Annotated in this window: 22 protein-coding genes; 8 read left to right on the forward strand and 14 right to left on the reverse strand. The window is 71.0% G+C overall.

Annotated features, from left to right (window positions below; translation table 11 throughout):
- Positions 1-757 (reverse strand): PspC domain-containing protein (locus BQ2383_RS19155; RefSeq protein WP_140403289.1); only part of this gene is annotated, 757 nt, incomplete at its 3' end.
- A 114-nt stretch (positions 758-871) separates the two neighbouring features.
- On the opposite strand from BQ2383_RS19155, the gene BQ2383_RS02910 reads away from it, so the two are divergent.
- Positions 872-2,119, forward strand: a complete 1,248-nt coding sequence (locus BQ2383_RS02910) for an ATP-binding protein (protein WP_091029253.1) — start codon at positions 872-874, stop codon at positions 2,117-2,119.
- A complete protein-coding gene (locus BQ2383_RS02915) occupies positions 2,112-2,771 on the forward strand; it encodes a LuxR C-terminal-related transcriptional regulator (RefSeq protein WP_091029256.1) in 660 nt (219 codons plus the stop codon). The genes BQ2383_RS02910 and BQ2383_RS02915 overlap by 8 nt, the downstream gene beginning before the upstream one ends.
- 44 nt (positions 2,772-2,815) lie before the next feature.
- Here BQ2383_RS02915 and BQ2383_RS02920 read toward each other — a convergent pair whose 3' ends face one another.
- Together BQ2383_RS02920 and BQ2383_RS02930 are read right to left on the reverse strand one after the other, a co-directional pair.
- Positions 2,816-3,223: a DapH/DapD/GlmU-related protein gene (locus BQ2383_RS02920; RefSeq protein ID WP_091029257.1), complete on the reverse strand. Its 408-nt coding sequence runs from the start codon at positions 3,221-3,223 to the stop codon at positions 2,816-2,818.
- A 534-nt stretch (positions 3,224-3,757) separates the two neighbouring features.
- On the reverse strand, positions 3,758-4,498 hold the full coding sequence (locus BQ2383_RS02930; protein WP_091029263.1) for an alpha/beta fold hydrolase: 741 nt from the start codon (positions 4,496-4,498) through the stop codon (positions 3,758-3,760).
- Between the two features lie 73 nt (positions 4,499-4,571).
- Here BQ2383_RS02930 and BQ2383_RS02935 point away from each other — a divergent pair, with 73 nt between their 5' ends.
- Complete coding sequence (locus BQ2383_RS02935) at positions 4,572-5,273, forward strand: helix-turn-helix transcriptional regulator (protein ID WP_091029266.1); 702 nt, start codon at positions 4,572-4,574, stop codon at positions 5,271-5,273.
- 40 nt (positions 5,274-5,313) lie between these two features.
- Here the strand turns inward: BQ2383_RS02935 and BQ2383_RS02940 are convergent, their stop codons facing one another.
- The 5 genes from BQ2383_RS02940 to BQ2383_RS02960 are packed head-to-tail and all read right to left on the reverse strand — an operon-like array spanning position 5,314 to position 12,114.
- Complete coding sequence (locus tag BQ2383_RS02940; RefSeq protein WP_091029270.1) at positions 5,314-6,087, reverse strand: DNA-formamidopyrimidine glycosylase family protein; 774 nt, start codon at positions 6,085-6,087, stop codon at positions 5,314-5,316.
- Positions 6,087-6,935, reverse strand: coding sequence for an EI24 domain-containing protein (locus BQ2383_RS02945; protein WP_091029273.1), 849 nt, complete (start codon positions 6,933-6,935; stop codon positions 6,087-6,089). The genes BQ2383_RS02940 and BQ2383_RS02945 overlap by 1 nt, the downstream gene beginning before the upstream one ends.
- Before the next feature lie 19 nt (positions 6,936-6,954).
- Positions 6,955-7,221 (reverse strand): Txe/YoeB family addiction module toxin, encoded by a 267-nt coding sequence (locus BQ2383_RS02950; protein WP_091029277.1) that lies wholly within the window; start codon positions 7,219-7,221, stop codon positions 6,955-6,957.
- On the reverse strand, positions 7,218-7,466 hold the full coding sequence (locus BQ2383_RS02955) for a type II toxin-antitoxin system Phd/YefM family antitoxin (protein ID WP_091029280.1): 249 nt from the start codon (positions 7,464-7,466) through the stop codon (positions 7,218-7,220). Before BQ2383_RS02955 ends, BQ2383_RS02950 begins: the two co-directional genes overlap by 4 nt.
- A gap of 43 nt (positions 7,467-7,509) precedes the next feature.
- Positions 7,510-12,114: an ATP-dependent helicase gene (locus BQ2383_RS02960; protein WP_091029284.1), complete on the reverse strand. Its 4,605-nt coding sequence runs from the start codon at positions 12,112-12,114 to the stop codon at positions 7,510-7,512.
- Between the two features lie 148 nt (positions 12,115-12,262).
- On the opposite strand from BQ2383_RS02960, the gene BQ2383_RS02965 reads away from it, so the two are divergent.
- From BQ2383_RS02965 to BQ2383_RS02975, 3 genes are read left to right on the forward strand one after another with little or no spacing between them, the layout of a single operon-like run.
- On the forward strand, positions 12,263-13,024 hold the full coding sequence (locus BQ2383_RS02965) for a DUF998 domain-containing protein (RefSeq protein ID WP_208617606.1): 762 nt from the start codon (positions 12,263-12,265) through the stop codon (positions 13,022-13,024).
- Between the two features lie 35 nt (positions 13,025-13,059).
- A complete protein-coding gene (locus tag BQ2383_RS02970; RefSeq protein WP_091029288.1) occupies positions 13,060-14,328 on the forward strand; it encodes a sensor histidine kinase in 1,269 nt (422 codons plus the stop codon).
- Positions 14,325-14,984 (forward strand): response regulator, encoded by a 660-nt coding sequence (locus BQ2383_RS02975; protein ID WP_091029291.1) that lies wholly within the window; start codon positions 14,325-14,327, stop codon positions 14,982-14,984. Before BQ2383_RS02970 ends, BQ2383_RS02975 begins: the two co-directional genes overlap by 4 nt.
- Positions 14,985-15,029: 45 nt before the next feature.
- Here BQ2383_RS02975 and BQ2383_RS02980 read toward each other — a convergent pair whose 3' ends face one another.
- The 5 genes from BQ2383_RS02980 to BQ2383_RS03000 all read right to left on the reverse strand — a co-directional run bounded on the left by BQ2383_RS02980 (position 15,030) and on the right by BQ2383_RS03000 (position 20,632).
- Positions 15,030-16,721: an ABC-F family ATP-binding cassette domain-containing protein gene (locus BQ2383_RS02980; RefSeq protein ID WP_091029294.1), complete on the reverse strand. Its 1,692-nt coding sequence runs from the start codon at positions 16,719-16,721 to the stop codon at positions 15,030-15,032.
- A 246-nt stretch (positions 16,722-16,967) separates the two neighbouring features.
- Entirely contained in the window at positions 16,968-17,741 is a 774-nt protein-coding gene (locus tag BQ2383_RS02985; protein WP_091029298.1) for an ABC transporter ATP-binding protein, read from the reverse strand.
- On the reverse strand, positions 17,738-18,787 hold the full coding sequence (locus BQ2383_RS02990; protein WP_091029301.1) for a FecCD family ABC transporter permease: 1,050 nt from the start codon (positions 18,785-18,787) through the stop codon (positions 17,738-17,740). The genes BQ2383_RS02985 and BQ2383_RS02990 overlap by 4 nt, the downstream gene beginning before the upstream one ends.
- The gene (locus BQ2383_RS02995; RefSeq protein ID WP_091029304.1) at positions 18,784-19,833 is read right to left on the reverse strand and encodes an iron chelate uptake ABC transporter family permease subunit; all 1,050 of its coding nucleotides are present in this window, start codon (positions 19,831-19,833) and stop codon (positions 18,784-18,786) included. Before BQ2383_RS02995 ends, BQ2383_RS02990 begins: the two co-directional genes overlap by 4 nt.
- A gap of 55 nt (positions 19,834-19,888) precedes the next feature.
- Positions 19,889-20,632 carry a helix-turn-helix domain-containing protein gene (locus BQ2383_RS03000; RefSeq protein ID WP_208617607.1) on the reverse strand — a complete coding sequence of 248 codons (744 nt, stop codon included), beginning with the start codon at positions 20,630-20,632 and terminating at the stop codon, positions 19,889-19,891.
- A 153-nt stretch (positions 20,633-20,785) separates the two neighbouring features.
- Between BQ2383_RS03000 and BQ2383_RS03005 the strand changes: the two genes are divergently transcribed.
- The gene (locus BQ2383_RS03005; protein WP_091029311.1) at positions 20,786-21,778 is read left to right on the forward strand and encodes an ABC transporter substrate-binding protein; all 993 of its coding nucleotides are present in this window, start codon (positions 20,786-20,788) and stop codon (positions 21,776-21,778) included.
- Between the two features lies 1 nt (position 21,779).
- Entirely contained in the window at positions 21,780-23,531 is a 1,752-nt protein-coding gene (locus tag BQ2383_RS03010) for a siderophore-interacting protein (protein WP_091029316.1), read from the forward strand.
- Between the two features lie 70 nt (positions 23,532-23,601).
- On the opposite strand, the gene BQ2383_RS03015 is transcribed toward BQ2383_RS03010, so the two are convergent.
- Positions 23,602-24,258, reverse strand: a complete 657-nt coding sequence (locus BQ2383_RS03015) for an alpha/beta hydrolase (RefSeq protein ID WP_244175869.1) — start codon at positions 24,256-24,258, stop codon at positions 23,602-23,604.
- Positions 24,259-24,311: the final 53 nt, after the last annotated feature.

The raw sequence follows: 24,311 nt of genomic DNA on the forward strand, positions 1-24,311 counted from the left end.
GGGCGGGAGGTGCGGGCGGAATCGCCGCGGTCGCCGCCGGGTCGAGGGGCGGGAGAGCGGATGCCCCGATCTCGGCCGGGGCAGGCGTGTCCCCGACCACGGTGTCGGCATCCGCCGCAGCGTCAGCGCCGTAGGGGAGAGTGGCGTCCGTCCCCTCGGCGGTACCCGAACCACCGAGGGCGACGGACGCGGCCGGGGCCGCCTGATCTGCGGAAGCCATCGGCAGATCCGGCGTGGAAGCGCCCGGGGTGCGGCTCGCAGCACGCACGATCAGGATGAGCAGGACGGCGACGAGGATGAGGCCGATGATCCAGCTCGTGAGAGAGAGGGCTGACCAGCCGTCGTAGCCGAGGCCGAAGAGACGGCCGGCGAGGGGAGCGGTCGGGAACAGGCCGATGACGGCCATCGCGAGGATGCCCCACTGCACCGGCTGGTAGTCGCGGCGGAGCAGATCGCGGACGTGCACGCGGCCGTCGACATCCGGCAGCAGCGCCCAGGCTGCGGCGTACAGGAAGATGACCGGCAGGCCGAAGAGGGCCGCGACCACGAGGACGCCGCGGACGATCAGGGGATCGATGCGCAGGCGGGCGGCGATGCCCGCCGAGACACCGCCGAGCCAGCCCTCGGATCGGGCGACGCCGAGTCCGGCGACCCAGAGGAGGAAGCGCTCGGCTCCGCGAGGGATGCCGGTGCCCGGTGTGCCGGTGGCCGGAGCGGCGTGATCGGCGGGGGGCGGCGGCGCAGTCGGAATCGTCATGCTTCGATCCTGGCGGCATCCGTCTGCTCCCTGCCATGGGGGGAACCCCTGAGCGACCCCTGATTCTGGGCCGGGGAGGACCCGGAGCGGGCACGCGGATGATTGGATTGCCACATGTCCTCTTCGGCGCACGCTTCTGCGCGACCCCCGCGCGTCGCTGCACCGCCGCGCCCGCCGCTGACCCGCGACCGCGACTGTCTGGTGGCCGGCGTGAGCGCCGGTATCGCCCGTCACCTCGGTGTGCGCGTGGGGCTGGTGCGGGCGCTGTTCCTCGCGCTGACACTGTGCGGTGGCGCCGGCATCCTGCTCTACGCCTGGTGCTGGGTCTTCATGCCGTGGGCCGAGGGCGAGAGCGCACCGACGAGGCGGATGCCGGTGGCCTGGCTGCTGATCGCTCCTGCCGCCGTGGGGATGCTCGTCGTCCTGGTCTGGCGCGGGGGCAGCGACTGGCTGAGCGGGTCGATCCCGCCGGACCTCGCCGCGGTCGTGGTGGGCGGCGCGGCGGCGTTCGCGACCGGCGCCGGGCTGTGGGCCACCCTCATCGACCGGACGGACACGGCCCGAGGGCCACGGCACACGATGACGGTGCGGGTCGTCGCGATCCTGCTGCTGGCGCTGCTGTTCACGGTGCTGCTCTCCTGGCCCATCGCTCGGTCGGGGGTGGCGCTCGTGCTCCTCCCGCTCGCCGGGCTCGCCGCCGTGGTCTCGTCGGCCCTGATCCCGCGGTGGCGCGAACTCTCCGGTGAGCGAGTCCGCCGTATCCGCGAGGAGCAGCGCAGCCAGATGGCCGCGCACCTGCACGACTCCGTGCTGCAGACGCTCGCGTTGATCCAGAACAGGGCCGGTGCCTCCAGCGAGGCCGCGCGTCTCGCCAGGGCGCAGGAGCGCGAGCTGCGGGCGTGGCTGTACGACGGCGACGCCCCGGCCGACAGCGACCTGCCGACGGATCTGCGTGACTATGCCGGAGCGCTCGAACTCGACTACCCGGTGCGTATCGACGTCGTGTCGGCCGGCCTCTCCGCCGAGCGCGCGAGTGGGGAGCTCGCGGCCGCGGCCAGAGAGGCGATCCTGAACGCGGCCCGGCACGCGGGCGGCGAGATCTCGGTGTACATCGAGGGCAGCGCGACCGGCGTCGACGTGTTCATCCGCGACCGTGGTACCGGGTTCTCGCTCGACGACGTGCCGAGCGACCGCCTCGGGGTGCGGGAGTCGATCATCGGCCGGATGCGTCGCGCCGGCGGCTCGGGCGGCGTCCGCAGCGACGAGAACGGCACCGAGGTGCATCTGAGCATCAGGTCGGGCGTGCACCAGGATCGGACCGGCGCGCGCCCCGCGCCCACCCGGGAGGAGAACCGTGGCTGACAGCATCCGCGTCGTGATCGTCGACGACCACTCGATCTTCCGCTCCGGTCTGCGTGCCGATCTCGATGCCAGCGTCGATGTGGTGGGAGAGGCGAACGACGTGCCGTCCGCCCTCGCGGTGATCGGCGCGACGCAGCCCGATGTGGTGCTGCTCGACGTGCATCTGCCGGGCGGCCCCGGCGACGACGCGACCGGGGGAGAAGCCGTGATCCGTGGCTCGGCGCCGACCACCTCGCGATTCCTCGCGCTGAGCGTGTCGGATGCGGCGGCCGATGTCGTGCGGGTGATCCGTGCCGGTGCGCGCGGCTACATCACCAAGGGATCCTCCGGCATCGAGGTCAGCAAAGCCGTGCACGCCGTGGCCGACGGCGATGCGGTGTTCTCACCGCGGCTCGCCGGCTTCGTGCTCGACGCGTTCGGGGCTGTCGCGGGGGAGACCGCGACCGCGACGGATGAGCTCGACCGGCTCTCGGCGCGCGAGCAGGAGGTCATGCGACTGATCGCGCGCGGTTACGCCTACAAGGAGGTCGCCTCCGAGCTGTTCATCTCGATCAAGACGGTCGAGACCCACGTGTCATCCGTGCTGCGCAAGCTGCAGCTCTCGTCGCGGCACGAACTCACCGCGTGGGCATCCGAGCGGCGACTGCTGTAGTCAGGCCACGCGACGCGTGACGCGCTCAGGTCGAGCGCGGGGCGTCAGGCTGCGAGCCAGAGGCCCTTCTGGTCCGTCGCGATGGTGAGGCCTGCGGCGACCGTCTCGTCGTCGCCGATCCGGGCGCCACGGACGATGCGCGCTCCGGCGCCGACGTCGGTGCGGACACCCACGTACGCGTGGTCGCCGATCGCGGCTCCCTGGCCGATGTGCGCGTGCGCATCGACGAAAGCTCCCTCACCGACCACGGCGTCTTCGTCGATCCAGGCGCCGCGGGCGATGGTCGCCCCGGCGCCGATTCGCGCGCCCGGTTCGATATAGGCACCCGCCTCGATGTGCGCCTTCGGATGCACCTTCGCGCCATGCGCGACGAGACCTCGACCGTTCGCGTGCTTGCGGTACCGCAGCGTCGCGCCCTGGTCGTTCTCGATGTCGACGTAGTTCTTACCCACGATTCCTCCCGTGCTCCGGAGTTCTCCGGATATATCAACAACCACGGCAGGGGCGGATTCATTCCCGCGGATGGATGTGGGGAGCGCAGGGGTGAGTCCCCCGCCAATCACGTCTGTCGCCTAACGGGTAGCATGTTATCGGGCGGGGTCTAGCAACGAAGAGAAAGGTCCGTCGGTGGACTCATCCAATGCTGAACAGCAGCCGCCGGAGGGATCTGCTCAGAACAGCGGCGTTCCGCCGAGGATGAGCACCAACTCCCCACCCGCCATCTTCATCGCCGGCCTTGTGAGCATGCCCGTCGCGTTCATGCTGTGCCTGCAATATGTACCCGCACCCCTCACATGGCCCGCCGCGATCACAGGCGTCATCATGCTCGGCTTCGCCACCCGCTGGCTCACTGCACGTCAAGTACGAAAAGAAGCAGATCGAGCGAAGCACGCGAAGTCGATCCCCCCGGACTAGACAACTCCTGCGACGATCATGGCGTTCTGGTGAAACCCGATGAGGCCTTCAGTGTGGCGCAGTTGCGTGCCCTAGTTCGCTGAGGTCGCCGCGGAACCGATCATCTTCACGAGATCCGCAGCGCGGCTCCACATCGGCCAGTGCCCGGTCGGGAGGTCGATGACCTCGAGGTCATCGAGGGCGTCGACCTCGGCGAACATGGGATGCCCCGCGTGGGCGAGTTCCAGAAGCTGCGCGCTGGGGATGGAGCAGCAGACGAGGGTGGTGGGGACTCGGCGGCGCGCCTCGTTCGTGAGTTCCACGGGCTGCCGGAGCACCGGCCCGGGCTCGGGGACGGCTCGGGCACGGAAGCGCTCGAGCATCTCGGCGCTCAGGTCCTCGAGGCTGGCCTGCTCTCCGAGGGCCTCGAAGGGCGGCAACGGCAGCTCCGCCACCGTTTCGGGGAACTCCGGGGCGGAGGCGCTTCCCGGTGCGACGGGTCCGGAGTCGACCCAGATGATCCGACGGATGAGCTCCGGATGCCGGTCGAGGACGATGCTGAGCGGGGCGTTGGCCCCGCTGTGGCCCACGAGCACCACGGGCCGCTCTGCCGAGGCTCCTGCGCGTGCCATGGCCTCTTCGATCGCCGCGGCCTGATCGTCGAGGGTCCGGGACGATCGCTCGGGATCGTGCGGGTCGAGGCCGGGGAGCGTCATCGCGATGGCGTTGTGGCCGTGAGTCTTCAGGCCTTCCTGCACCTCGTCCCAGGCCCATGCGCCGAGCCAGTGACCCGCGATCAGGATGATGGTCGGATTCTGTGTTTTTGTCGTCATAACTCGATGCTGGCACCGCCTCCGGACAGGTGTATGGCACTATTTCTGTCATGAATTCATCGCGGTGGGGACAGTGAAGCGGGCAGAGCGACTCCATGCCCTGACCGAGATGCTGCGCCGCAACGGCACCCGCGGATGTACGGCGGAGCGCCTCGCCACTGAGTTCGAGGTGTCCGTCCGAACCGTGAAGCGCGACCTCGCCGCGCTGGCGAGCAGCGGTGCGGCGGTGTGGTCGCGCCCGGGACCCGGTGGTGGCTACGGGTTGGCGTCGAGTGCGTCCCTGCCGCCCATCAGCCTGTCGCCGGCCCAGGCCGTGGCGCTCCTCGCAGCTGTCTCGGCGGCGCGCGATGCCCCCTATGCCGACCTGGCATCGGCAGGCGTGCAGAAGATCATGGACGTCCTCGATCCCCGCACACGGGAGAGGGCCGCCGACCTGGGGCGTCGAGTGTGGGTCGACGGATCGCCCCCTTCCTCCCGCGCCGTCCGGTCGGTGCTCGAGGAGTCGATGGCCGAGCAGCGGACGATCCGGATCCGCTACACCTCCCTCGCCGGTGTCACGACCGCGCGTGAGATCGAGCCCGTCATGTTCGCCTCCACGAACGGCCAGTGGTACCTGGTCGGCTGGTGCCTGCTGCGCGACGCGATGCGGTGGTTCGTCGTGTCACGAATCGAGCAGGCCCGCATGACGAACGCCGCATGCAGCGGTCACTCCGTTCAGGAGGTCGGGACCCCGCCGGCGAATGCCCGGCCGGTGCACGGGCACCGCAGCGAGTGATCGACTCGATCGAGGCGTCTGTGGCACGGCGACGGCGCTGTCAGCGCTGGCAGACCGGGCACCAGAACGTGACGCGCTCGCGGGTCGGGTCGGCGCCCTGCTCGCCGCGCCGGATGAGGGTTCCGCAGCGGCGGCACGGGCGTCCAGCTCGACCGTAGACCCAGGTGCCCTGGCCCGGGCGATCGATGCCCGTGAAGGTGCGGTTGCGGCGATCGCGGTTGGCGCGGATGGTGCGCACGCCGAGGTCGAGGAGGGCGGCGACATCCACCTCGGGTGTCGGTCGCGTCGGCAGGATTCCGCGCAGGAACAGGAGTTCTGCCGCGTACTCGTTGCCGAAGCCTGCGACGTTGCGCTGATCGAGGAGGGCGACATGGATGCTGCGGGTGTCGGCTCCGAGTCGTCGGAGGGCCTCAGCCGCATCCCAGTCGTCCGCGAGCGGATCGGGACCCAGATAGCCGACGAGTTGGTCTTCGTCGCGAGTGGGCACGACCTCGATCTCGGCGATGTCGACCCCGACGGCATCACGCTCGGCGGTGCCGACGATCGCACGTACCTTGAAGGCCGGATGCCGCCACTTCTCCCCGGGCCGGTACACGAACCACGCGCCGTCCATGCGCAGATGCGAATGCAGGGTGCTGTCGCCGATGCGCATGAGCAGATGCTTGCCGCGGGGAACGACGCCGTGCACGGGCTGCCCGGTCAGGTCGAGCGTCGCGAAGCGAGGGACGCGGAGGTCGAAGCGGGTGACCTCCGCGCCGGCGATGGCCTCGTCGAGGCGTCGCGCGGTGCGGAAGACGGTATCGCCCTCGGGCATCAGGAGGCTCCGGATCCCGCCCCGAGATGCGGGGGCGGCGGAAGCGGCGACGATACGGCGTTCGGTGCAGGCGGCGGAGGTGTCATCGCCGCTCCGGACGCCGATGGCGCCGAGGTGCCGGTGCGCGCGAGCAGGTCGCGCGCGAGCATCGTGCTGCCGGCGACGGCGGCCGGCATGATCGCGACGGCCCCACCGGGGATCAGGAAGCAGAGCTGCGTGGCGACGCCGAAGCCGAGCACTCGTGCGCGGCTGCCCGAGAAGAGCGCGGCACGATCGGCGGGGCTGAGGTCGCGCGCGTCGAAGGCGCGGCCGGTGAGCTCGCGCGCCAGCAGCCGGCCGGTCAAGACGACGCCGGCGACGGCGCCCAGGAAGCCGCCGATGCCGGGGACGAGGCCGATCAGCAGGACGGAGATGGCGATGAGGATGCCGAGGAGGACCAGTCGCAGCCCCTCGCCGAGCGTGGTCCAGAAGCTGCCGCCGTCGGCGGGCGGGGGTGAGCCGAGGTCGACCTCGACCGCGTGCCAGATGCGCTGGTAGAACGGGTCGCCGATGGTCAGGGTCAGTGCGCTGAAGACCACGCTCGCGAGAGCCAGAGCGGCAGCGACGACGACGAGGCTCACCGCGGTGCGCAGCAGGCCGCGCCACGGCTCGATCCATCCGTCGGCGAACGGGGTGAGCCACGTGGACAGCGACGGCATACCGATCACCAGCGGCACGAGCAGGGCGGCGAGCACGATGACGGCGATGATCGCCGGGATCAGGCCCAGCGCCATGAGACCGGGGCGGGTGCGCCACAGGCCGAATCCCCGCAGCAGGGTGCGGATGCCGGCGGCGAACTCTCGGATCATGGCTTCCAGCGTAGGTGTGTCAGTAGTGGTAGCGCGCCTGCAGGATGATGACCTGATGGTCGTTGGCTGTGTAGACCAGTCGGTTCGTCTCGTCGATGCGCCGAGACCAGGCTCCGGCAAGAGCGTGCTTGAGCGGTTCCAGCTTGCCGATCCCCTCGAAGGGGTCGTCGCGCAGGAGATCGGTCAGAAGGAGGTTGATCCGCTTGAGAGTCCGGCGATCCTCGGTCTGCCAATGGACGTAGTCCTCCCACCCCTGCGGCGTCCAAACCAGCACTCGCGAGGTCATGCCTCGTCGAGTGGATGTTCTGCGACGTCGCCCGCCTGTGCGGCGGCGAGAGCGACAAGCAGCCGGTTGGCATTCGCGGGGGAGCGCAGAAGGTGGCTGGTCTCGATCAGGGAGTCGTACTCGGACTTCGACATGAGGACGGCGGCGCCTCGGCGGGAGACGATCTCGATCTCGGAATGATCGAGGTTGACGCGCTCGATCAGGCCGAAGAGGTCGCGGCGCGCTTCGCTCGTGGTGATGGCCATGTGCATCCCTTCTGGTACCACTTATGGTACCACTCTGGATGGATCAGACGACCTTGCGGAGGGTGTAGCCCCGCGGGGTGGCCACGAAGCCCGCCTCCTGCAGAGCGAGTGCGAGGTCGGTGCCGTAAACGCCTTCGCCGTTGATCTTCTCGACGGTCAGGGTGTCGAGTCGGCGGGCGCGTGCGGTGGCCGCGAGATCGGATGCGGCGGCGCGGAGCACTTCGCCGTCATCACTGAACGACAGCACGGTGCGGCCGCCGCGTTCGAGGGAGAGCACGAGGACGCCGTCGACCAGTACGACCAGGCCGCCCGCTTTGCGGCCCGGGCGATGCGAGACCCCGTCGAGCTTGGGCCAGCCGAGGGCCGCGCCATAGGGGTTGGCGGGGTCGGTGGCCGCGAGGGTCACGGCCTTGCGCGGCGGCGGATCGGCGAGCCCGGCGTAGGTGCGCAGCCGGTCGACCGTGCCGGAGGCGGCGAACTGCGCGGCCCCGAGCTTCTCGATCACGTAGCCGCGACGGCAGTGGCCCGCCTCTTCGAACCCGGCGAGCACCCGGTACGCCTGAGCGAACCCGCCGGGAACGCCCTCGGCCTGCACGGCGCCGCGCGTGACGACGCCGTAGCGGTCGAGCAGGAGGCCCGCGGTGACGGTGGCGCGGCGGGCGGCATCCGTCTCGAGCGCCGGCAGCAGGGACCAGCGCCCGCCGATCGACGTCGGCCGAGGCGCAGGGGAACCGGTGAAGGACACCCCGCGATACGTCCGAGCGCGGGGAGCCCGGCGCTTGACCTTGTGCGCCTGCGAACCGCCGGCGAGGAGCGAGCGGATGGGGCCGAACGTGTCGTTCGTCACGTAGCCCGACCAGGTCAGCGACCACAGCGCCTCGAGCACGGACTGCTCGTTCTCGGCCGCGGCCATTTCTTTCAGCTGCGCCGCGAAGTACGCGCCGCCGACGTCGAGCGCGATGAGGATGCGCGACTCCAACGAGTCGGAAGCGATCTCGGCGTCGCGCTCCGGCAGCGTGAACGGCGCGAGGTCGACCGGATGCAGCGACACCCAGCCGTCGCGCCCCGGGAGCGTGCCGTGGCCCGACCAGATGACCTCACCCGCTGCCGTGAGCTCGTCGAGCATGGCGGGGGTGTAGTCGCGCACCCGCGACGGCAGGACCAGAGATTCCCACGCACTCGCGGGGATCGGCACACCGGCGAACTGCTCGATCACGTTCAGCACGCCGTCGACGCCCTCCAGCGGTCGACCCACGTGCTGCCAGTCGGGCAGGAAGCGCGCATACGCCTCGGGGGAGACCGGCTCCACCGAGCCGCGGATGGCAGCGAGCGAGCGCATCCGCAGGCGTCGCAGCACCTCGCTGTCGCACCACTCGATCGCGTCGCCGCTGCCGGCGGCCTCGGGCAGGAAGTAGCCGCTCGTGAGACGGCCGGCGTTCTCCAGCCGCTGCAGGGTGTGGCGGGCGACCGCGGCGCCGAGCCCGAACCGGGTGGCGACGGCATCCGTCGTGAAGGGTCCGTGCGTGCGGGCATGCCGGGCGACGAGGTCTCCGAGCGGGTCGGCCAGCGGCTCGAGGAACGCCACCGGGATGCCCGTCGGGAGAGCGACCCCGAGCGCATCGCGCAGTCGGCCCGCGTCTTCGATCGCGGCCACCCGGCTCACGCCGCCGATCGTCACCGGAATCGCGCGCCGGGCGGTGATCAGGTCGTTCAGCAGTGCGGCGGCAGTCTCGGTGTCGACGAACTCGGCCTCCGCTTCGAGCACACTCGCGGGGTCGAGGCGAGCCGCGACCTCTTCCGCGTCGAGCGGTCCGAGCATCCGCAGCAGGTCGGCGACGCCTTCGAGCCCGCGGGCGCGGCGGTCCGGATCGAGTCGCTGCGCCTCTCGCTCGAACTGGGCGATCACATCGGGGTCGAGCAGCTCGCGCAGCTCGACGGTTCCCAGCAGCTCGCCCAGAAGCGCGGGGTCGACCGAGAGCGCGGCGGCCCGACGCTCGGCGAGCGGCGAGTCGCCCTCGTACATGAAGGCGCCCACGTAGCCGAACAGCAGGTCGCGGGCATACGGCGAGGGCTGGCCGGGCTCGGTCTCGACGAGGCGGATCCGGCGATCGGCGATGGAGGTCGCGAGCTTGCGCAGCGAGGGCAGGTCGTAGACGTCTTGCAGCACCTCGCGCAGCGTCTCAAGGATCACCGGGAAGGTCGGATGCCGCCGCGCCACCTCGAGCAGCTGCGCCGACCGCTGCCGCTGCTGCCAGAGCGGCGTGCGCTTGTTCGGGTTCATGCGGGGCATGAGCAGCGCCCGCGCCGCGCACTCGCGGAACCGCGAGGCGAACAGCGCGGAGCCGCCCACCTCCTCGGTGACCAGGTGCTCCAGCTCGTCGGGCTCGAACACGAACAGCTCGGCTCCGGGCGGCTCGGCCTCGGCATCGGGGATGCGCACGATGATGCCGTCGTCGCTCGCGACCGCCGACCCTTCGACACCGAGGCGCTCACGGACCCGGGCGTTGATCGCCAGCGCCCACGGGGCGTGCACCTTCATGCCGTACGGGGAATGCAGGATGACCCGCCAGTCGCCGACCTCATCGCGGCCGCGCTCCACGGTGAGCGTGCGGTCGGTGGGGAGGGTGCCCGTCGCCTCGCGCTGCTCGGTCAGGTGCGCCATCAGGTTCGCCCGCGCCTGTTCGTCGAGCCCGGCGTCGATCAGTCGCTGGGCCGCCTTCTCGGGGGTCGCCGCCGACACTTCGCGGGAGAACGCTCCGAGCGCCTCACCGAGCTCGAAGGGGCGACCGATGCCGTCGCCGTGCCAGAACGGCACCTTGCCGGGTTGGCCGTAGGCGGGGATCACGTTGACACGGTCATGGGTGATCTCGGCGATGCGCCAGCTGGTGGTGCCGAGCGTGAACACGTCGCCCACGCGCGACTCGTAGACCATCTCCTCGTCGAGCTCGCCCACGCGCGCGCCGGTCGTCTCGCCGGCCACGAAGACCCCGAACAGGCCGCGATCCGGGATGGTCCCGCCGCTGGTCACGGCGATGCGCTGCGCTCCAGGCCGCCCGGTGAGCGTGCCCGCGTCGCGGTCCCACACGAGCCGCGGCCGCAGCTCGGCGAACTCGTCGGAGGGGAAGCGTCCGGCCAGCAGGTCGAGCGTCGCTTCGTAGGCCGAGCGGGGCAGCGACTGGAACGGCGCGGAACGACGGACCGTCTCGAACCACTCCTCGACGCTGATGGCTCCGAGCGCGCTCGCCGCCACGGTCTGCTGCGCGAGGATGTCGAGCGGATTGCGCGGCACCTGGATCGCCTCGATCTTGCCCGCCAGCATTCGCTCGGTGACGATCGCGGTGTGCAGCACGTCGCCGCGGTGCTTCGGGAAGAGGGCGGCACGGCTGATCTCACCCACCTGGTGCCCGGCGCGGCCGACGCGCTGCAGCCCGGAGGCCGCAGACGGCGGGGCCTCGACCTGGATCACCAGGTCGACCGCGCCCATGTCGATGCCGAGTTCGAGACTGCTCGTCGCCACGACACAGCGCAGCACGCCGGACTTGAGTTCTTCTTCGACCTGGGCGCGCTGCTCTTTCGACACCGAGCCGTGGTGCGCCTTGGCGAGTATGGGATCGGCGCCCGCGGTCGCCCCGGCCTGCGCCATCATCGCGGCAGGCACCGTCGCGGCCGGAAGCTCGACCCCGATCCGCTCGGAGTAGATCTCGTTCAGACGGCCGGTGAGGCGCTCGGCGAGCCGACGGGAGTTGGCGAACACGATCGTGGAGTTGTTCTGCAGGATGCGGTCGACGATCGCCTCTTCGACGTGCGGCCAGACCGACCCGGTGACCTCGCTGTACTCGGCATCCGCTGCTTCCCCTGGCACCCCGGGCGGCGGGGGCGGGTTCGTCATGTCGTCCATCGGGACGACCACCCCGAGTTCGAAGGTCTTCGATGCCGGCGGTGCGACGATCTCGACCGGGGCCGAGCCGCCGAGGAACCGCGCCACCTCGTCGATGGGGCGGACCGTGGCCGAGAGGCCGATCCGCTGCGCCGGGGTCTCGATGCCGTTGAGTCGGCGCAGCGCGTCGAGGCGCTCCAGGCTCACGGCGAGGTGCGCTCCGCGCTTGGTGGCGGCGACCGCGTGCACCTCATCGATGATCACGGTGTGCACCCCGCGCAGGGTCTCGCCCGCGCGGCTCGTGAGCATGAGGTACAGCGACTCGGGCGTCGTGATGAGGATGTCGGGCGGATCGGAGACCAGCTTGCGGCGGTCGCTCGACGTCGTGTCGCCCGAGCGCACGCCGACCGTCACCGCGGGGGCGGGCACTCCGAGCCGCCGGGCCGACTGTCCGATGCCGATCAGCGGGGACCGCAGGTTGCGCTCGACGTCGACGCCGAGGGCCTTCAGCGGGGAGATGTAGAGGATGCGGGTGCGCGGCTCGCCCTTGGCCGGCGGGGCGGTCTCGGTCATGCGCTCGCGGAACACGCTGTCGATCGCCCAGAGGAACGCCGACAGCGTCTTGCCCGAACCGGTCGGCGCCACCACCAGCGCGTGCTTGCCCGCGGAAATCGCGTCCCACGCACCCGCCTGGGCGGGAGTGGGCGCGGGGAAAGCACCCCGGAACCAGTCCTGTGTGGCGGGGGTGAAGCGTTCGAGCACGTCGCTCATCCCTCCATCTTCGTCGAGGCCGGGGACATCGGGGCGAAAGGGGCATGAGGAGAGCTGGCGAGGGGCGTCGTACTGAGGTACGACGCCCCTCCGGAGTGGGCACTTCGGACCGACGCGACGCGGATGCCTCCGCTCATACCGTCTCCTTATGCCCACCGAACAGACCGCCTCCGCTCCTGCCCGAACCGCCCTCCGCGCTCTCATCGCGATCGCCGGAAGCGTCCTCGTCGCCGTCGCCCTGACGATCATCTGGATCGCCCGGCTGAGCATCGATCGGGTGCTCTACGTGAGCGGGCTCGGGGCAGCCGGTGAGCCGACGGCCGGGTGGTTCGAGCTCGCACTGCTCCTGCTCGTCGCCGGCGGATTCTCGGTCGCCTGGGCCGCGCGCGGCCTGCGTTCGACGGCGCCGTGGCTGAGCGTCGGGTCGCCGTCCCTTTCGGTGGCGATCGCCTCGTCGCTGTTCCTCGTCGCCTCGCAGGTGCCGTGCACGACCGGATGCCCCCTGCCGGTCGGCCCCACGTTCACCTGGCAGGATCTCGTGCACACGACGGTCGCCGTGCTCGCTTTCGCGCTCGCCGCGTTCGCGATGCTGCAGGTGTCGTTCGTCAAAGACCGCCCGATGCTGCGGATCCTCTCGCTGGGCGCGGGCATCTCGACCGCGGTGATCGCCGCGGCCGGCGGCATCCTCTCGCTCCTGCAGTTCCGCACCGACATCGGCAGCATGCTCGAACTCGTCGCGACGACGATCGGGATGGGGTGGCTCGCGATCCTCGGCTTCGAGACGGCCGTCTCGCAGCGACCGCGTGCGGTGCGCAGGCAGACGTGGGAGCCGGTGCCGCGGGGGCGCGCCGTCGACCGGACCGCCGTGCGTCGCCCCGCCACGGGAGCGCTCGTCGCCGTCGCCGGCTGACGGAACGCGACGGGTGCGGTGCGTAGAGTCGTCCCATGCGAGAGTCAGCACCCGCCGATGGCGAGCTCCGCGCGATGAATCTGCCGCGGCCTCCCGGGGTGGTGCGGCGGTTCTGGAGCCGGCATCCCTGGCTCTTCGACGGGCTGCTCGCCTCCCTCTATCTCCTCCTCAGCACCTTCCTGGCGCTGGTCACCCCGCTGGCGTCGGGAGTCTGGGCGCCGGACGCGTCGATCATCGTCCCGCTCGTGCTCGGTGTGATCGCCGCCGCCGGACTGCTCCTGCGCCGCCAGCGGCCCTGGCTCACGTTCGCGGTGTTCGCCGTCGTCGCGGTCGTCGCCTTCGTGTCGGACACCCCGGCGGAGCCGTTCGGACTCGGCCTCGCGCTCTACGCCCTCTTCGTCTACCGGTCGAACCACAGCGGATGGATCGCGTTCGGAGTGACGGTGCTGGCCGGCGTCCTCGTCTTCCCGGCGCTGGACTGGGTGCGTCGCGGCGCACCGGAGAGCGCCTTCACCTCCGTGCCGGGGAGTCTGCTGTTCCTCGTCGTGATGCTGATCGCGGCGCTCCTCGGGGTGACCGTGGGTGATCGACGCCGATACATCGGGGCGATCCTCGACCGCGCCAACCAGCTCGCGCGCGAACGCGACCAGCAGGCGCGTATCGCGACGCTGGCGGAGCGCGCCCGGATCACCCGCGAGATCCACGATGTCGTCGCGCACAGCGTCTCGGTCATGGTGTCGCTCGCCGACGGCGCGAGCGCCCTGGCCGAGAAGGATCCGCAGCGGTCTCGCAGCGCCATCCAAGAGATCGGCGAGGTCGGTCGACAGTCGCTCGTCGAGATGCGGCAGCTGCTCGGTGCTCTCGGTGACGACGGCGGCGATGGCGAGGAGCAGAGTCCGCTGCGGCCGAACCCCGGCCTCAGCGAGCTCGCATCGCTCGTCGAGACGTTCCGCGCCGCCGGGCTGCCGGTGACGGTGCGGATGGAAGGGGCCGTGCCATCGTCGCCTGCCCTGCAGAACACGATCCACCGCATCGTGCAGGAAGCCCTCACGAACGCCCTCCGCTACGCGAAGGAACCGCGGGAGGTTCTCGTGAACCTCGACTTACGCGCCGACCTGTTCGTCATCGAGATCACCGACGACGGGCGGCAGGGGCCACCGGCGGCGTCGGTCGGGTCGGGACGCGGCCTCGTCGGCATCCGCGAACGCGCCCGCCTCGCGGGGGGAACGGTGGAAGCGGGCCCCGTATCCGGCGGCGGCTGGCGAGTACGGGTGGAGATCCCCGAACAGGAGGAGAACTCATGAGTGAAGAGCAGATTCGCGTGCTCCTCGTCGACGACCACGAATTGATCCGTCGCGGGATGCGGATGGTGCTCGACGCCGAGGATGACATGCGCGTGGTCGGTGAGGCGGCGTCCGGCGCGGAAGCCGTGCACATGGCGGAAGATCTGCGGCCCGATGTGATCCTGATGGACATCCGGATGCCGGAGATGGACGGCATCGAGGCGACCAGACGCATCGTCCGTGGGACGCCGTCGAGCCGCGTCCTGGTGCTGACGACGTTCGACCTCGACGAGTACGCGTTCGGGAGCCTCCGGGCGGGGGCGAGCGGATTCCTGCTGAAGAACACGCCTCCCGCGCAGCTGCTCGCCGCCATCCGTTCGATCGCGGCGGGTGACGCCCTGGTCTCCCCGCGGGTCACCCGAGCGATGCTCGACCTGTTCGCCACCCGCCTGCCGCGGCAGACCGAGACGGTCGATCCGAGGTTGGACGTGCTGACCGAGCGTGAGCGGGAGGTGTTCCTCGCGATCGCGAAGGGCTTCAACAACACCGAGATCGGTGAGAGCCTCTTCGTCTCGGAGTCGACCGTGAAGACCCATGTCGGACGCATCCTTCAGAAGCTCGACCTCCGCGACCGGGTGCAGGCCGTGATCCTCGCCTACGAGGCCGGGCTGGTGTGAGGGGCCGGGCCGGGACGGATCCCGGCCCGGCACCGATCGCCCCGGTCATGACCCCAGCGAGACCTCCTGCAGAGCCCTCCCGCCGTCGATCTCGAGCGTCAGATCGAGGTCGAGTCGGCGCAGGAACGCGTCGTCATGGCTGACGACGAGCACCGCTCCCCGATAGGAGCGCAGCGCCTCGACCAGTTGATCGACCGTGTCGACGTCGAGGTTGTTGGTCGGCTCGTCGAGCACCACGAGGTGCGGTGCGGGATCGGCGAGCAGCAGCTTCGCCAGCGCCACCCGGAAGCGCTCGCCGCCGGAGAGGGCGGACACGGGGCGCTCCGCCGTCGCGCCGCGGATCAGGAACCGGGCGAGCCGGTTGCGCAGCTCCTTCTCGGGAACCTGGGGCGCCGCGGCCGCGATGTTCTCGAACACCGACCGCTCCTCGTCGAGGCCGTCGACCCGCTGCGGCAGGTAGCCGATCAGGTCGGTGTGGGCCTCGATGTGCAGGGTCGGCCGTTGATTACTCCTCAATTCTTCGGCTGAATCGGCCGAAGAGCCCTGTTCCGGGCCGTCGGCCGTCGTTTCTGAGGAGTTGTGAACACCACCCGCGACCAACCGCTCCAGCAGCGTCGTCTTGCCGGCGCCGTTCCGGCCGATCAGGGCCACACGCTCCGGACCCTGGATCACCCAGGCTCGCTCCTCGTCTCCGATCGTCGCGATCCGGCGGCTCCGGGACACCTGCGGATCGGGCAGCTCGATCTTCATCGACGAGTCTGAGCGCACGCGGCGCCCGGCCTCCTCGCGAGCGTTGTGTGCGGCCTCCTCCTTGGCGCCGACCTCGGTGCGGAGCCGGCCCGCCGACACCTCGGCCGCCATCTTGCGGCCGTGCGCGATGATCTTCGGTACCCGCTTCTCGATCTCGGCCTTCTTCGCCGTGCGGGCGCGGTGCGCGAGTTTGACCTCGGCTTCGATCCGCTGGCGCTTCTCCTTGCGGAGCACCTGTGCGGCGGTAACCTCGGCCTGCTTCGCAGCATCCTGCTCGGCATCCAGCCAGCTACGCCACTCGGAGTACGGACCGCCGAACACGCTCAGCGTCTGGGCGTAGAGCTCGGCGGTGTCGTCCATCAGCTCCAGCAGCGACAGGTCGTGGCTGACGACGATGAGCGTGCCCTTCCAGGCGCGCACCATCGCCGCGAGCTTCGCCCTGGCGTCGCGGTCGAGGTTGTTGGTCGGCTCGTCGAGGAGCGTGATCGGCGCACGACGCAGGCGGATGCCGGCGATCGCCACGAGCACGGCCTCCCCTCCGGAGAGCTCGCCGACGCGGCGGTCGAGGAACTCCGGAGCGAGGCCGGCTTCGGCGAGCGCCGCCTCGGCCCGCGCCTCGATGTCCCAGTCGTCGCCGACCGCGTCGAAGTGGGCGGGGTCGACGTCGCCGGCGCTGATCGCCCGCACGGCGTCGAGTGCCCCGGACACGCCGAGGAGCTCGGCGACCCGGCGGTTGACGTCGAGGGTCAGCTGCTGCGGGAGGTACGCGACCTCGCCGGACGCCGTGACGACGCCCGACGTCGGTTCGAGCTCGCCGGCCATCAGGCGCAGCAACGTGGACTTGCCGGCGCCGTTGCGTCCGACGAGGCCGGTGCGTCCGGACCCTAAGGCACCGGACACGCCGTCGAGCGCGACCGACCCGTCGGGCCAGGTGAAGGTGAGCCGGTCGAGGATGACCGACGCGTGAAGAGTGGTGGGTTGTGACATGAGTGTCTCCTGTCGAGTGCGAGGGTGCACTGACACCGAGCCCCGGCCGGGCGTGAACGCGTCACGGATGCGGAGGGGAGGGTCTGCCGTGGAGTCGGCGATCGTCGGTTCAGCGCGCGGAAAGAGGAGCGCGGAGGCGACGGATCAGATCAAAGGACTTCCAGACACGGCGGACAGGACTCCCCGACGATACCCGGGCGTGTCAGAGTTTCGCAACCCCGGGCGTGTCGCGCCCGGGGCCAGGACTCAGCGACCGGGCAGCACGACGGGAGCGCCGGTGTCCGGGTCGGCGATCACGCGCGCCTTCAGGTCGAACAGCTCGGTGAGCAGCCGTGCATCGACGATGTCCCGCGGTGCGCCCTCGGCGACGATGCGCCCATCCTTCATCGCGATCAGGTGCGAGGCGTAGCGGGCGGCCTGATTAATGTCGTGCAGCACCACGACGACCGTGCGCCCCTCCTGGTGCAGCCGGGTGACGAGTTCGAGCACCTCGATCTGATGCCCGATGTCGAGGAACGTCGTCGGCTCGTCCAGCAGCAGGATAGGGGTTTCCTGGGCGAGCGCCATCGCGATCCACGCGCGCTGGCGCTGTCCACCGGAGAGCTCGTCGACGTTGCGCTCGGCGAGGTCGGTGACGTTCGTCGCCGCCATGGCCTCCGCGACCGCCCGCTCGTCTTCGGCCGACCAACTCGAGAGCACGCTCTGATGCGGGTAGCGGCCGCGTCCGACGAGGTCGGCGACCGTGATGCCCTCGGGGGCGAGCGGGCTCTGCGGCAGCAGCCCCATCCGCCGCGCCACCTCCTTGGTCGACAGGCGGGTGATGTCGCCGCCGTCCAGGAGTACGCGGCCTCCGGTGGCGGGGAGCAGTCGGGCGAGTGCGCGCAGCAGCGTCGACTTGCCGCAGGCGTTCGGCCCGACGATCACGGTGAGCTCGCCGTCGGGGATCCGCACGTCGAGTCCGTCGAGCACCCCTCGTCCGCCGTAGCCGGCGCGCAGTTCCTCGGTCGCGAGTCGTGTCATCGTCGTCCTCCTCCGGTGAAGCGCCTGCTCTCGCGCATGAGCAGCACGAGCAGATAGAGGCCGCCGATGCAGATCGTCACCGCGCCGGTCGGCAGGGTCACGTCGGGGATCGCATGCTGGGCGATCATGTCCGCGACCAGCAGCAGCACCGACCCGGTCAGTGCGGCCCCGACGAGGTCGACCGAGGTGCCGCGCCCGGTCAGCCGCTGCCCGATCTGCGGGGCGGCCAGGGCCACGAACGCGATCGGCCCGGCGGCGGCGGTCACCGCGGCGATCGCGGCGACGCCGAGCAGCATGAGCATGCCGCGAGTGCGTTCCAGCGGGATGCCGAGCATGGCCGCGGCGTCGTCGCCCAGCTCGAGCCGCCGCATCCGGCGCTGAGCGGCCGGGGCGCACAGCAGCACCGCGGCGATCGCGATCGCCGCGAATCCGAGAGTGGTCCAGTCGACCGCCGCGAGGGATCCCGCGCCCCAGACGGCCGCACGCAGCGCGAGGTCGACGTCGGCCCTGGTGCTGAACCACGTGTTCAGGGACTGCAGGAGCGCGCCCATCGCGATGCCGACGATGATGAGTCGGAACCCCTGCATGCCGCGGCGGAACGCCAGCAGGTAGACGATCGTCGCGGTCAGCACGCCGCCGATCAGCGCCCCGGCGGCGTAGGCGGCATAGCCGGTCGCGCCGGTCAGCATCATCAGGATCACGCCCGAGTACGAGCCGGTGCTGAAGCCGATCACATCCGGGCTGCCCAGGGGGTTGCGGGTGAGGGACTGGAAGATGCTGCCCGAGATGCCCAGCGCCGCGCCGAACAGCAGCGCCGCGACCACCCGGGGCGCCCGCCACTCGATGACGACCTTGCGTACCGCACCTTCGGACTGTCCGAGGAAGGCGCCGATCACCTCACCGGCGCTGACTCCGTAGCTGCCGAGCGTCATCGCCCAGACCGCGAGGCCGAAAGCGAGGGCGGTGAGAGCCGCGCAGACCAGCAGCATCCGGCGGGTGGTGCGCACCGAGAGCGGGCCGGCGCGCAGGACGAGGGTCACGCTCACAGGGCCTTCGCCTTCCCGCCGCGGACGAGCGCGATGAGCACCGGTGCGCCGATCAGCGGCAGCATCACGCCGACCTGCAGCTCGGCGGGGATCACGAGGATCCGGCCGAGGATGTCGGCGCCGAGCACCAGGGCGGGTGCGAGCACGGCGGAGTACAGCGTGATCCAGATCCAGTCGGGTCCGGTGATCCAGCGCACGGCGTGGGGGACGACCAGTCCGACGAACACCAGGGGTCCGACGGCCGCCGTCGCCGCACCGCACAGGAGCGCGACGGCCAGGATGATCGCGACCCGGGTGACGCCGAGCCACACACCGACGGCCCGCGCGGTGTCTTCACCGAGCGCGAGGGCGTTCAGCGGACGCACGCAGAACGCCGCGATCAGGAGTCCGACGGCGATGGGCACGAGAACCGCGTCGATCGTGCCGCTCGGGCGATCGGCGAGCGTGCCCGCACCCCAGAAGCGCATCCGGTCGAACGTCTCCGTGTCGATGAGGGCGAGCGTGTGCGAGAACCCGGTGAGCACGGCCGCGAACGCCACACCGACCAGGGTCAGGCGCACCGGAGACCCCGCACCACGACCGGCGCCGGCGGCGAGGTACACGAGAGCGGATGCCGCGATGGCGCCGACGAACGCGAACGGCAGGTACTGGTCGATCCGGGTGATCCCGAGGAAGGCCACCGCGAGCGTGACCGCGAAGCCCGCCCCGGCGTTCACCCCGAGGATGCCGGGGTCGGCGAGCGGGTTCCGGGTGAGAGCCTGGATGAGCGCCCCCGAGACTCCGAGCGCGGCGCCCACGAGGAGGCCGAGCACCGTGCGGTCGACGCGGGCGCTGGTGACCGTGACCTGGCTCACCGATCCGTCCGGGGCCACGAACGCCTGCCAGACCACGTCGAGCGGCAGTGCGGCCGATCCCACGACCACGCTCAGCACGCACAGCGCGGCGAGGAGCAGCAGCGAGACGCCGAGTCCGAACACCCGGCGCCGAGTGCGGGTCTGCCGAACGCTGGCTCCGGTGGCCGGCGCGGTGCGCGTGGCGGTGGTCATGGGGCTCCTCTGAACGCCGAAACGCTAACAGCTTCCGGCGGTCGCGCCGTGCGGTTCAGGCGTCGGCGAGGGCGCCGCGGGCATCGGTGGTGAGGCGGTCGGCGGGGATCCCGGTCTCTCGGCTGAGGGCCTTCACGAGGCCCGCCCTCGTGCGGAAGCCCGAGAGACGTGCCGCCGCGGTCAGATCGCCGCCCCCGACCAGGTGCGCGACGGCGGCGTTCATGCGAGCCCGACCCCGCCAGCGCGAGAACGACCAGCCCGTCTCGGTGACGAAGATGCGCTGCACCTGGCGCGCGCTCATCCGATGGCGCGCCGACAGCTCATCGAGGGGGAGCGGCAGGCGCAGAGCATCCTTCGCGAGGCGTCTGGCGGCCGGATGCTCGGGGTACACGACCGGGAAGTAGGGGCGCGACACGGTCTCCAGCACGCGGGCGATCGCCCGGCGAAACGGCAGGATCTGCTCGTCTGTGCTGGGCGCTGCGACGAGCGCGGTGGTCATGACGTCGACGAGCGCGGGGACGACGCCGAGCACACGGACGCGCGTCGAGGGCGCTGCGGCGTCCTCGAGGATCGGCCCCAGCACCGTCCCGCCCTCGCGGACGCGGACCGCGTGCGGGACGTGCGGCTGCAGCCAGGCGGCCTCGTGCCGGCCGAGTGGGATGTCGACGCCGTCGACGGTCAGCACGGCCGAGCCGGTCACGACGTAGACGACGTGCGGCTCGTCGTGCTCGTGGGTGTCGTGTCCGAGGAAGCGGATCGAGTTCTCCGGGACGGTGCCGGCGAGAGCGGTGGATCGCACGCTGTTCCCCTCCGAGACATGTCGCATCCGTCCGTGTCGATGTCGCATGCGTCACGATTCGACCGGTTAGTGAGAATAGCCTTACCTTACCCGAGCAGCGCCGTCCGCCGCCTGCCCGCCGGTCCCTGCACCCGTCGAACCCGAGGTCTCTCCATGTCCAGATCCGTCCGTCTTCTCGCCGCGCTCCCCGTGGTCGCCCTGTTCGCCCTGGCGTCGTGCGCCGCCGATCCCGCCCCCGAGTCGGGAGCCGGCGCGTCCGAAGAGGCGACGACCCGCGTCGTCACCACCGAGCAGGGCGACGTCACCGTCCCCGCCGATCCGCAGAAGGTCGTGGTGCTGAACTACGCACTCGCCGGCTACCTCTACGACCTCGACGTGCCGGTCGCGGCAGTGACCTCGGAGGACTTCGGCTACGAGGCGTCGTACTCCGACTTCTGGGCAGAGGATGCCGAGAAGCAGGGCACCGAGTTCATCACGTGGAGCGGCGACGGCTTCGACCTCGAGGCGATCCTCGCACTCGAGCCCGACCTGATCGTCGGCGGTGGCATCGGCTTCCCGCTGTTCCTCGCCACCGACGCCTACGACGACCTCAGCGACATCGCGCCCACCGTGCTGGTGAGCGGCGACAAGGCGACCTGGCAGGACCAGTACTCGTTCCTTGCCGAGGACGTCTTCGGCAAGGGCGAAGTGTACGACGAGGCGCTCGCCGCCTACGAGGACCGCGTGGACGAGGTCGCCGCGAACATCACGGTGCCGGCCGCCCCGGCCGCGTTCCTCTCGATCCTCCCCGACGGCACGGTGTACGTCGCCCGCGAGGACATGGGCCTTCCGGTGGTGTTCGACGCCGTCGGCATCGAGGCCGCGCCGCTCTTCGCCGACGGCGACTACGAGCCCTACACCCCGGGTGGCGACTCGTTCGAGCTGTCGACCGAGCAGGTCGGCCAGGTCATCACGCAGCCCACGGTCTTCATCACCGGCTTCAACACCGACATCGGCGACGTCGACACGTTGTCCGAGAACCCGGTCCTCGCCGCGCTCCCGGCGTTCCAGAACGACGCCGCCTACGTGCTGCCGTACTGGGTCGCCCGCGGCGACTACGACGAGGCGCTGGCTCTGCTCGACATCATCGAGGAGCTGTTCGGCTGAGATGGCACAGCGCGCATTCACCTCGCATCCGCTGGTCGTGCGCCGCGTGACGGTGCGCCGCATCGAGGAGATCACTCCTCGGATGCGGCGCATCGTCGTCGGCGGAGAGGGCCTGGGGGAGACCGTCGTCGACGGGCACACCCACCGGGCCTTCGCGGCCCCGGGATTCGACGACCACATCAAGCTGATCTTCGCCGCAGACGGCGACCTCGATTCGGCGCTGCCGATCCAACTCCCGCACGGCATCGAATGGACCGCCGCCGAGAACCGGCTCGCCCGCGACTACACGCCGCGCTGGGTGGATGCCGAGGCCGGCGAGATGGCGCTCGACTTCGTGCTGCACGGCGACGGACCGGCAGCATCCTGGGCGCAGGCGGCCACGATCGGCGACGAGCTCTGCTTCGTCGGACCGAAGTCGTCGCTGCGACTGCCGGAAGAGCTCGACTGGATCGCGCTGATCGCCGACGAGACGGGCCTGCCCGCGGTCGGTCGGTTCCTCGACGAGCGTCCGACCGACGCGGCGGCGCACGTGCTGCTGCTGGTCGAGGACGACGCCGCCCGCCAGGAGCTGAGCCTGCGCCCCGGTGACACCGTGACCTGGGTGACGGCACACGGCGGCGACGCGGCGGCGTTGGAGGAGGCTGTCCGGAACCTCGCGCTTCCGGCCGACGGCGAGGGCTACGCCTGGGCCGCCGCGGAGAGTCGTGCGCTGCTGCCGGTGCGACGCTACCTGCAGCGCGAGCGGGGGCTCGCGAAGGACCGCCTGAACATCACCGGATACTGGCACGCCGAGGCCGCGCCCGGAAGCGCGGACGCGGGCGCGGAGCTCCCGCCCGTGGTCGAGCCGGCGTCTCCCGTGCCGTGGCTCGTCGTCAGAGCGGCCGTCCGACTGGGTGTGGTGGATGCCCTCGCCGACGGGCCGCTCCCGCTGTCGACGCTCGCCGCGAGGCTCGGGGTGGCTCCGAGGTCGCTCGAGGCGCTGCGCGGCATCCTCACGTCGGCCGAGGTCGTCGCCGGCGACGTCGACGCTCTCTCCCTCGGGCGCTTCGGGGAGGAGCTGCTCGAGGAGCATCACCGCGAGGAGTTCGACGGACTGGAAGCGGAGGCCGTGCTGGCGCTGCGCGATCTCGATCACGCGCTGCGCGAGGGCGTGTCTCCCTGGCAACGGGCGTACGGCGACTCCCTCGCGGCGCAAGCGCAGACGGATGCCGCGCACGTCGAGACACTCGTGGAGGATGCCGGCCGACTCGCCTACCTGCTCGACGGCTTCGTCGCGAACCCGATGTGGGACGAGGTCGCCCACCTGCTCATCGTCGGTCCGGGTGCTCCTGCGGTCCTCGGCGCCTTCGAGGACGGGGGCCGGGGCGGCATCGACATCGCGCTCCACGAGAGCGGCCTGGTGCGCGACGCGATCGTCGAAGATGCCGGTGGGTCCGCGACCGTCTGGGACGGCCGACTCGTCGATGTCGCGGTGGCCGCTCTCGCCCTCGCTCATCGCACCGATGCCGAAGCGGTCGCGCTGCTCGACGAGCTCGCCCCGCACACGTCGCGCCTGATCCTGCTCGAGTCGAGCAGGCCCGATGCGCTCAGCCCCGACGCCGAGGAGCATCAGGTCGTCGGCTTCGCGATGACCGGTGCGCCGTTCCGCTCCAGCGAGCGGCTCGGCGAACTGGCCGCGGCGGCGGGATGGACGTGGGAGCGGGCGGAGCCGCTCGGCTGGGGGATCGAGGCGACCGTCCTCGTCCGCGCCTGAAACGGTCTCGGCGGCGGCACCGCGCTCCTCGGAGGGTGCGCAGCGGTGCCGCCACCGAACGCCGACCGGCTCAGCTCTTCGCGATCCCGTCGATCCACTTCGTGAGGAAGCGGTGCACGTCGGTCAGCTCTTCTTGGGAGATGCTGTGCGTGAGCCCGGTGTAGACCCGGCCGGACAGGTCGGAGTGGCCGGGCAGCCACTGCGCGGTGTGATCGACCAGCTCGGGCGGGATGACGTCGTCGTGCGTGCCGCGCCCCCAGAAGACCGGCGGGCGCAGCTCGGCCAGTGCCTCATCGTGCGGCAGTTCGCCGGATGCCACGTAGCCGCTGAGCGCCGCGACCGCGCCGAAGCGCTCCGGGGCGAGTCGGAGAGCCTGCAGCGACACCGCCGCGCCCTGTGAGAAGCCGAGCAGTGCGACCGAGGGAGCTTCTTCTGCCGCGGCGTCGAGCCAGCGCAGGAACGCCTCGGCGGCGACCGTGACCGCCTCGGGGCTGCGTCCGTCGAGCCCCTCGATCGCGTACCAGGACCGCCCCGGCATCGGCCACGGCGGTGCGAGGGGAGCGGCGACGGATGCGACGGCGATGCCTTCGGGGAGGTAGGGGACGAGCCCGAACAGGTCGTGCTCATCCGCCCCGTAGCCGTGCAGCAGCACCAGCAGCGGCATCCGTCCGCGGTCGGAGGTCGACCAGCGGGTCGCGGTGTCGTCGATCGTCAGGTTCTCGCTCACACCGTAATCCTGCCAGGGACGACCGACGTGCACGCGGTGTCGGTCGGGAGAGA

Source organism: Microbacterium oxydans (genome assembly GCF_900095745.1).
Lineage (GTDB): Bacteria > Actinomycetota > Actinomycetes > Actinomycetales > Microbacteriaceae > Microbacterium > Microbacterium oxydans_B.

What these genes read in the sequence shown, in the direction of transcription:
- BQ2383_RS02910 (WP_091029253.1), top strand. Translation starts at nt 872, where the DNA reads ATGTCCTCTTCGGCGCACGCTTCTGCGCGACCCCCGCGCGTCGCTGCA.
- BQ2383_RS02930 (WP_091029263.1), bottom strand. Translation starts at nt 4,498, where the DNA reads ATGACGACAAAAACACAGAATCCGACCATCATCCTGATCGCGGGTCAC.
- BQ2383_RS02940 (WP_091029270.1), bottom strand. Translation starts at nt 6,087, where the DNA reads ATGCCCGAGGGCGATACCGTCTTCCGCACCGCGCGACGCCTCGACGAG.
- BQ2383_RS02945 (WP_091029273.1), bottom strand. Translation starts at nt 6,935, where the DNA reads ATGATCCGAGAGTTCGCCGCCGGCATCCGCACCCTGCTGCGGGGATTC.
- BQ2383_RS02950 (WP_091029277.1), bottom strand. Translation starts at nt 7,221, where the DNA reads ATGACCTCGCGAGTGCTGGTTTGGACGCCGCAGGGGTGGGAGGACTAC.
- BQ2383_RS02955 (WP_091029280.1), bottom strand. Translation starts at nt 7,466, where the DNA reads ATGGCCATCACCACGAGCGAAGCGCGCCGCGACCTCTTCGGCCTGATC.
- BQ2383_RS02960 (WP_091029284.1), bottom strand. Translation starts at nt 12,114, where the DNA reads ATGAGCGACGTGCTCGAACGCTTCACCCCCGCCACACAGGACTGGTTC.
- BQ2383_RS02965 (WP_208617606.1), top strand. Translation starts at nt 12,263, where the DNA reads ATGCCCACCGAACAGACCGCCTCCGCTCCTGCCCGAACCGCCCTCCGC.
- BQ2383_RS02970 (WP_091029288.1), top strand. Translation starts at nt 13,060, where the DNA reads ATGCGAGAGTCAGCACCCGCCGATGGCGAGCTCCGCGCGATGAATCTG.
- BQ2383_RS02975 (WP_091029291.1), top strand. Translation starts at nt 14,325, where the DNA reads ATGAGTGAAGAGCAGATTCGCGTGCTCCTCGTCGACGACCACGAATTG.
- BQ2383_RS02980 (WP_091029294.1), bottom strand. Translation starts at nt 16,721, where the DNA reads ATGTCACAACCCACCACTCTTCACGCGTCGGTCATCCTCGACCGGCTC.
- BQ2383_RS02985 (WP_091029298.1), bottom strand. Translation starts at nt 17,741, where the DNA reads ATGACACGACTCGCGACCGAGGAACTGCGCGCCGGCTACGGCGGACGA.
- BQ2383_RS02995 (WP_091029304.1), bottom strand. Translation starts at nt 19,833, where the DNA reads ATGACCACCGCCACGCGCACCGCGCCGGCCACCGGAGCCAGCGTTCGG.
- BQ2383_RS03005 (WP_091029311.1), top strand. Translation starts at nt 20,786, where the DNA reads ATGTCCAGATCCGTCCGTCTTCTCGCCGCGCTCCCCGTGGTCGCCCTG.
- BQ2383_RS03010 (WP_091029316.1), top strand. Translation starts at nt 21,780, where the DNA reads ATGGCACAGCGCGCATTCACCTCGCATCCGCTGGTCGTGCGCCGCGTG.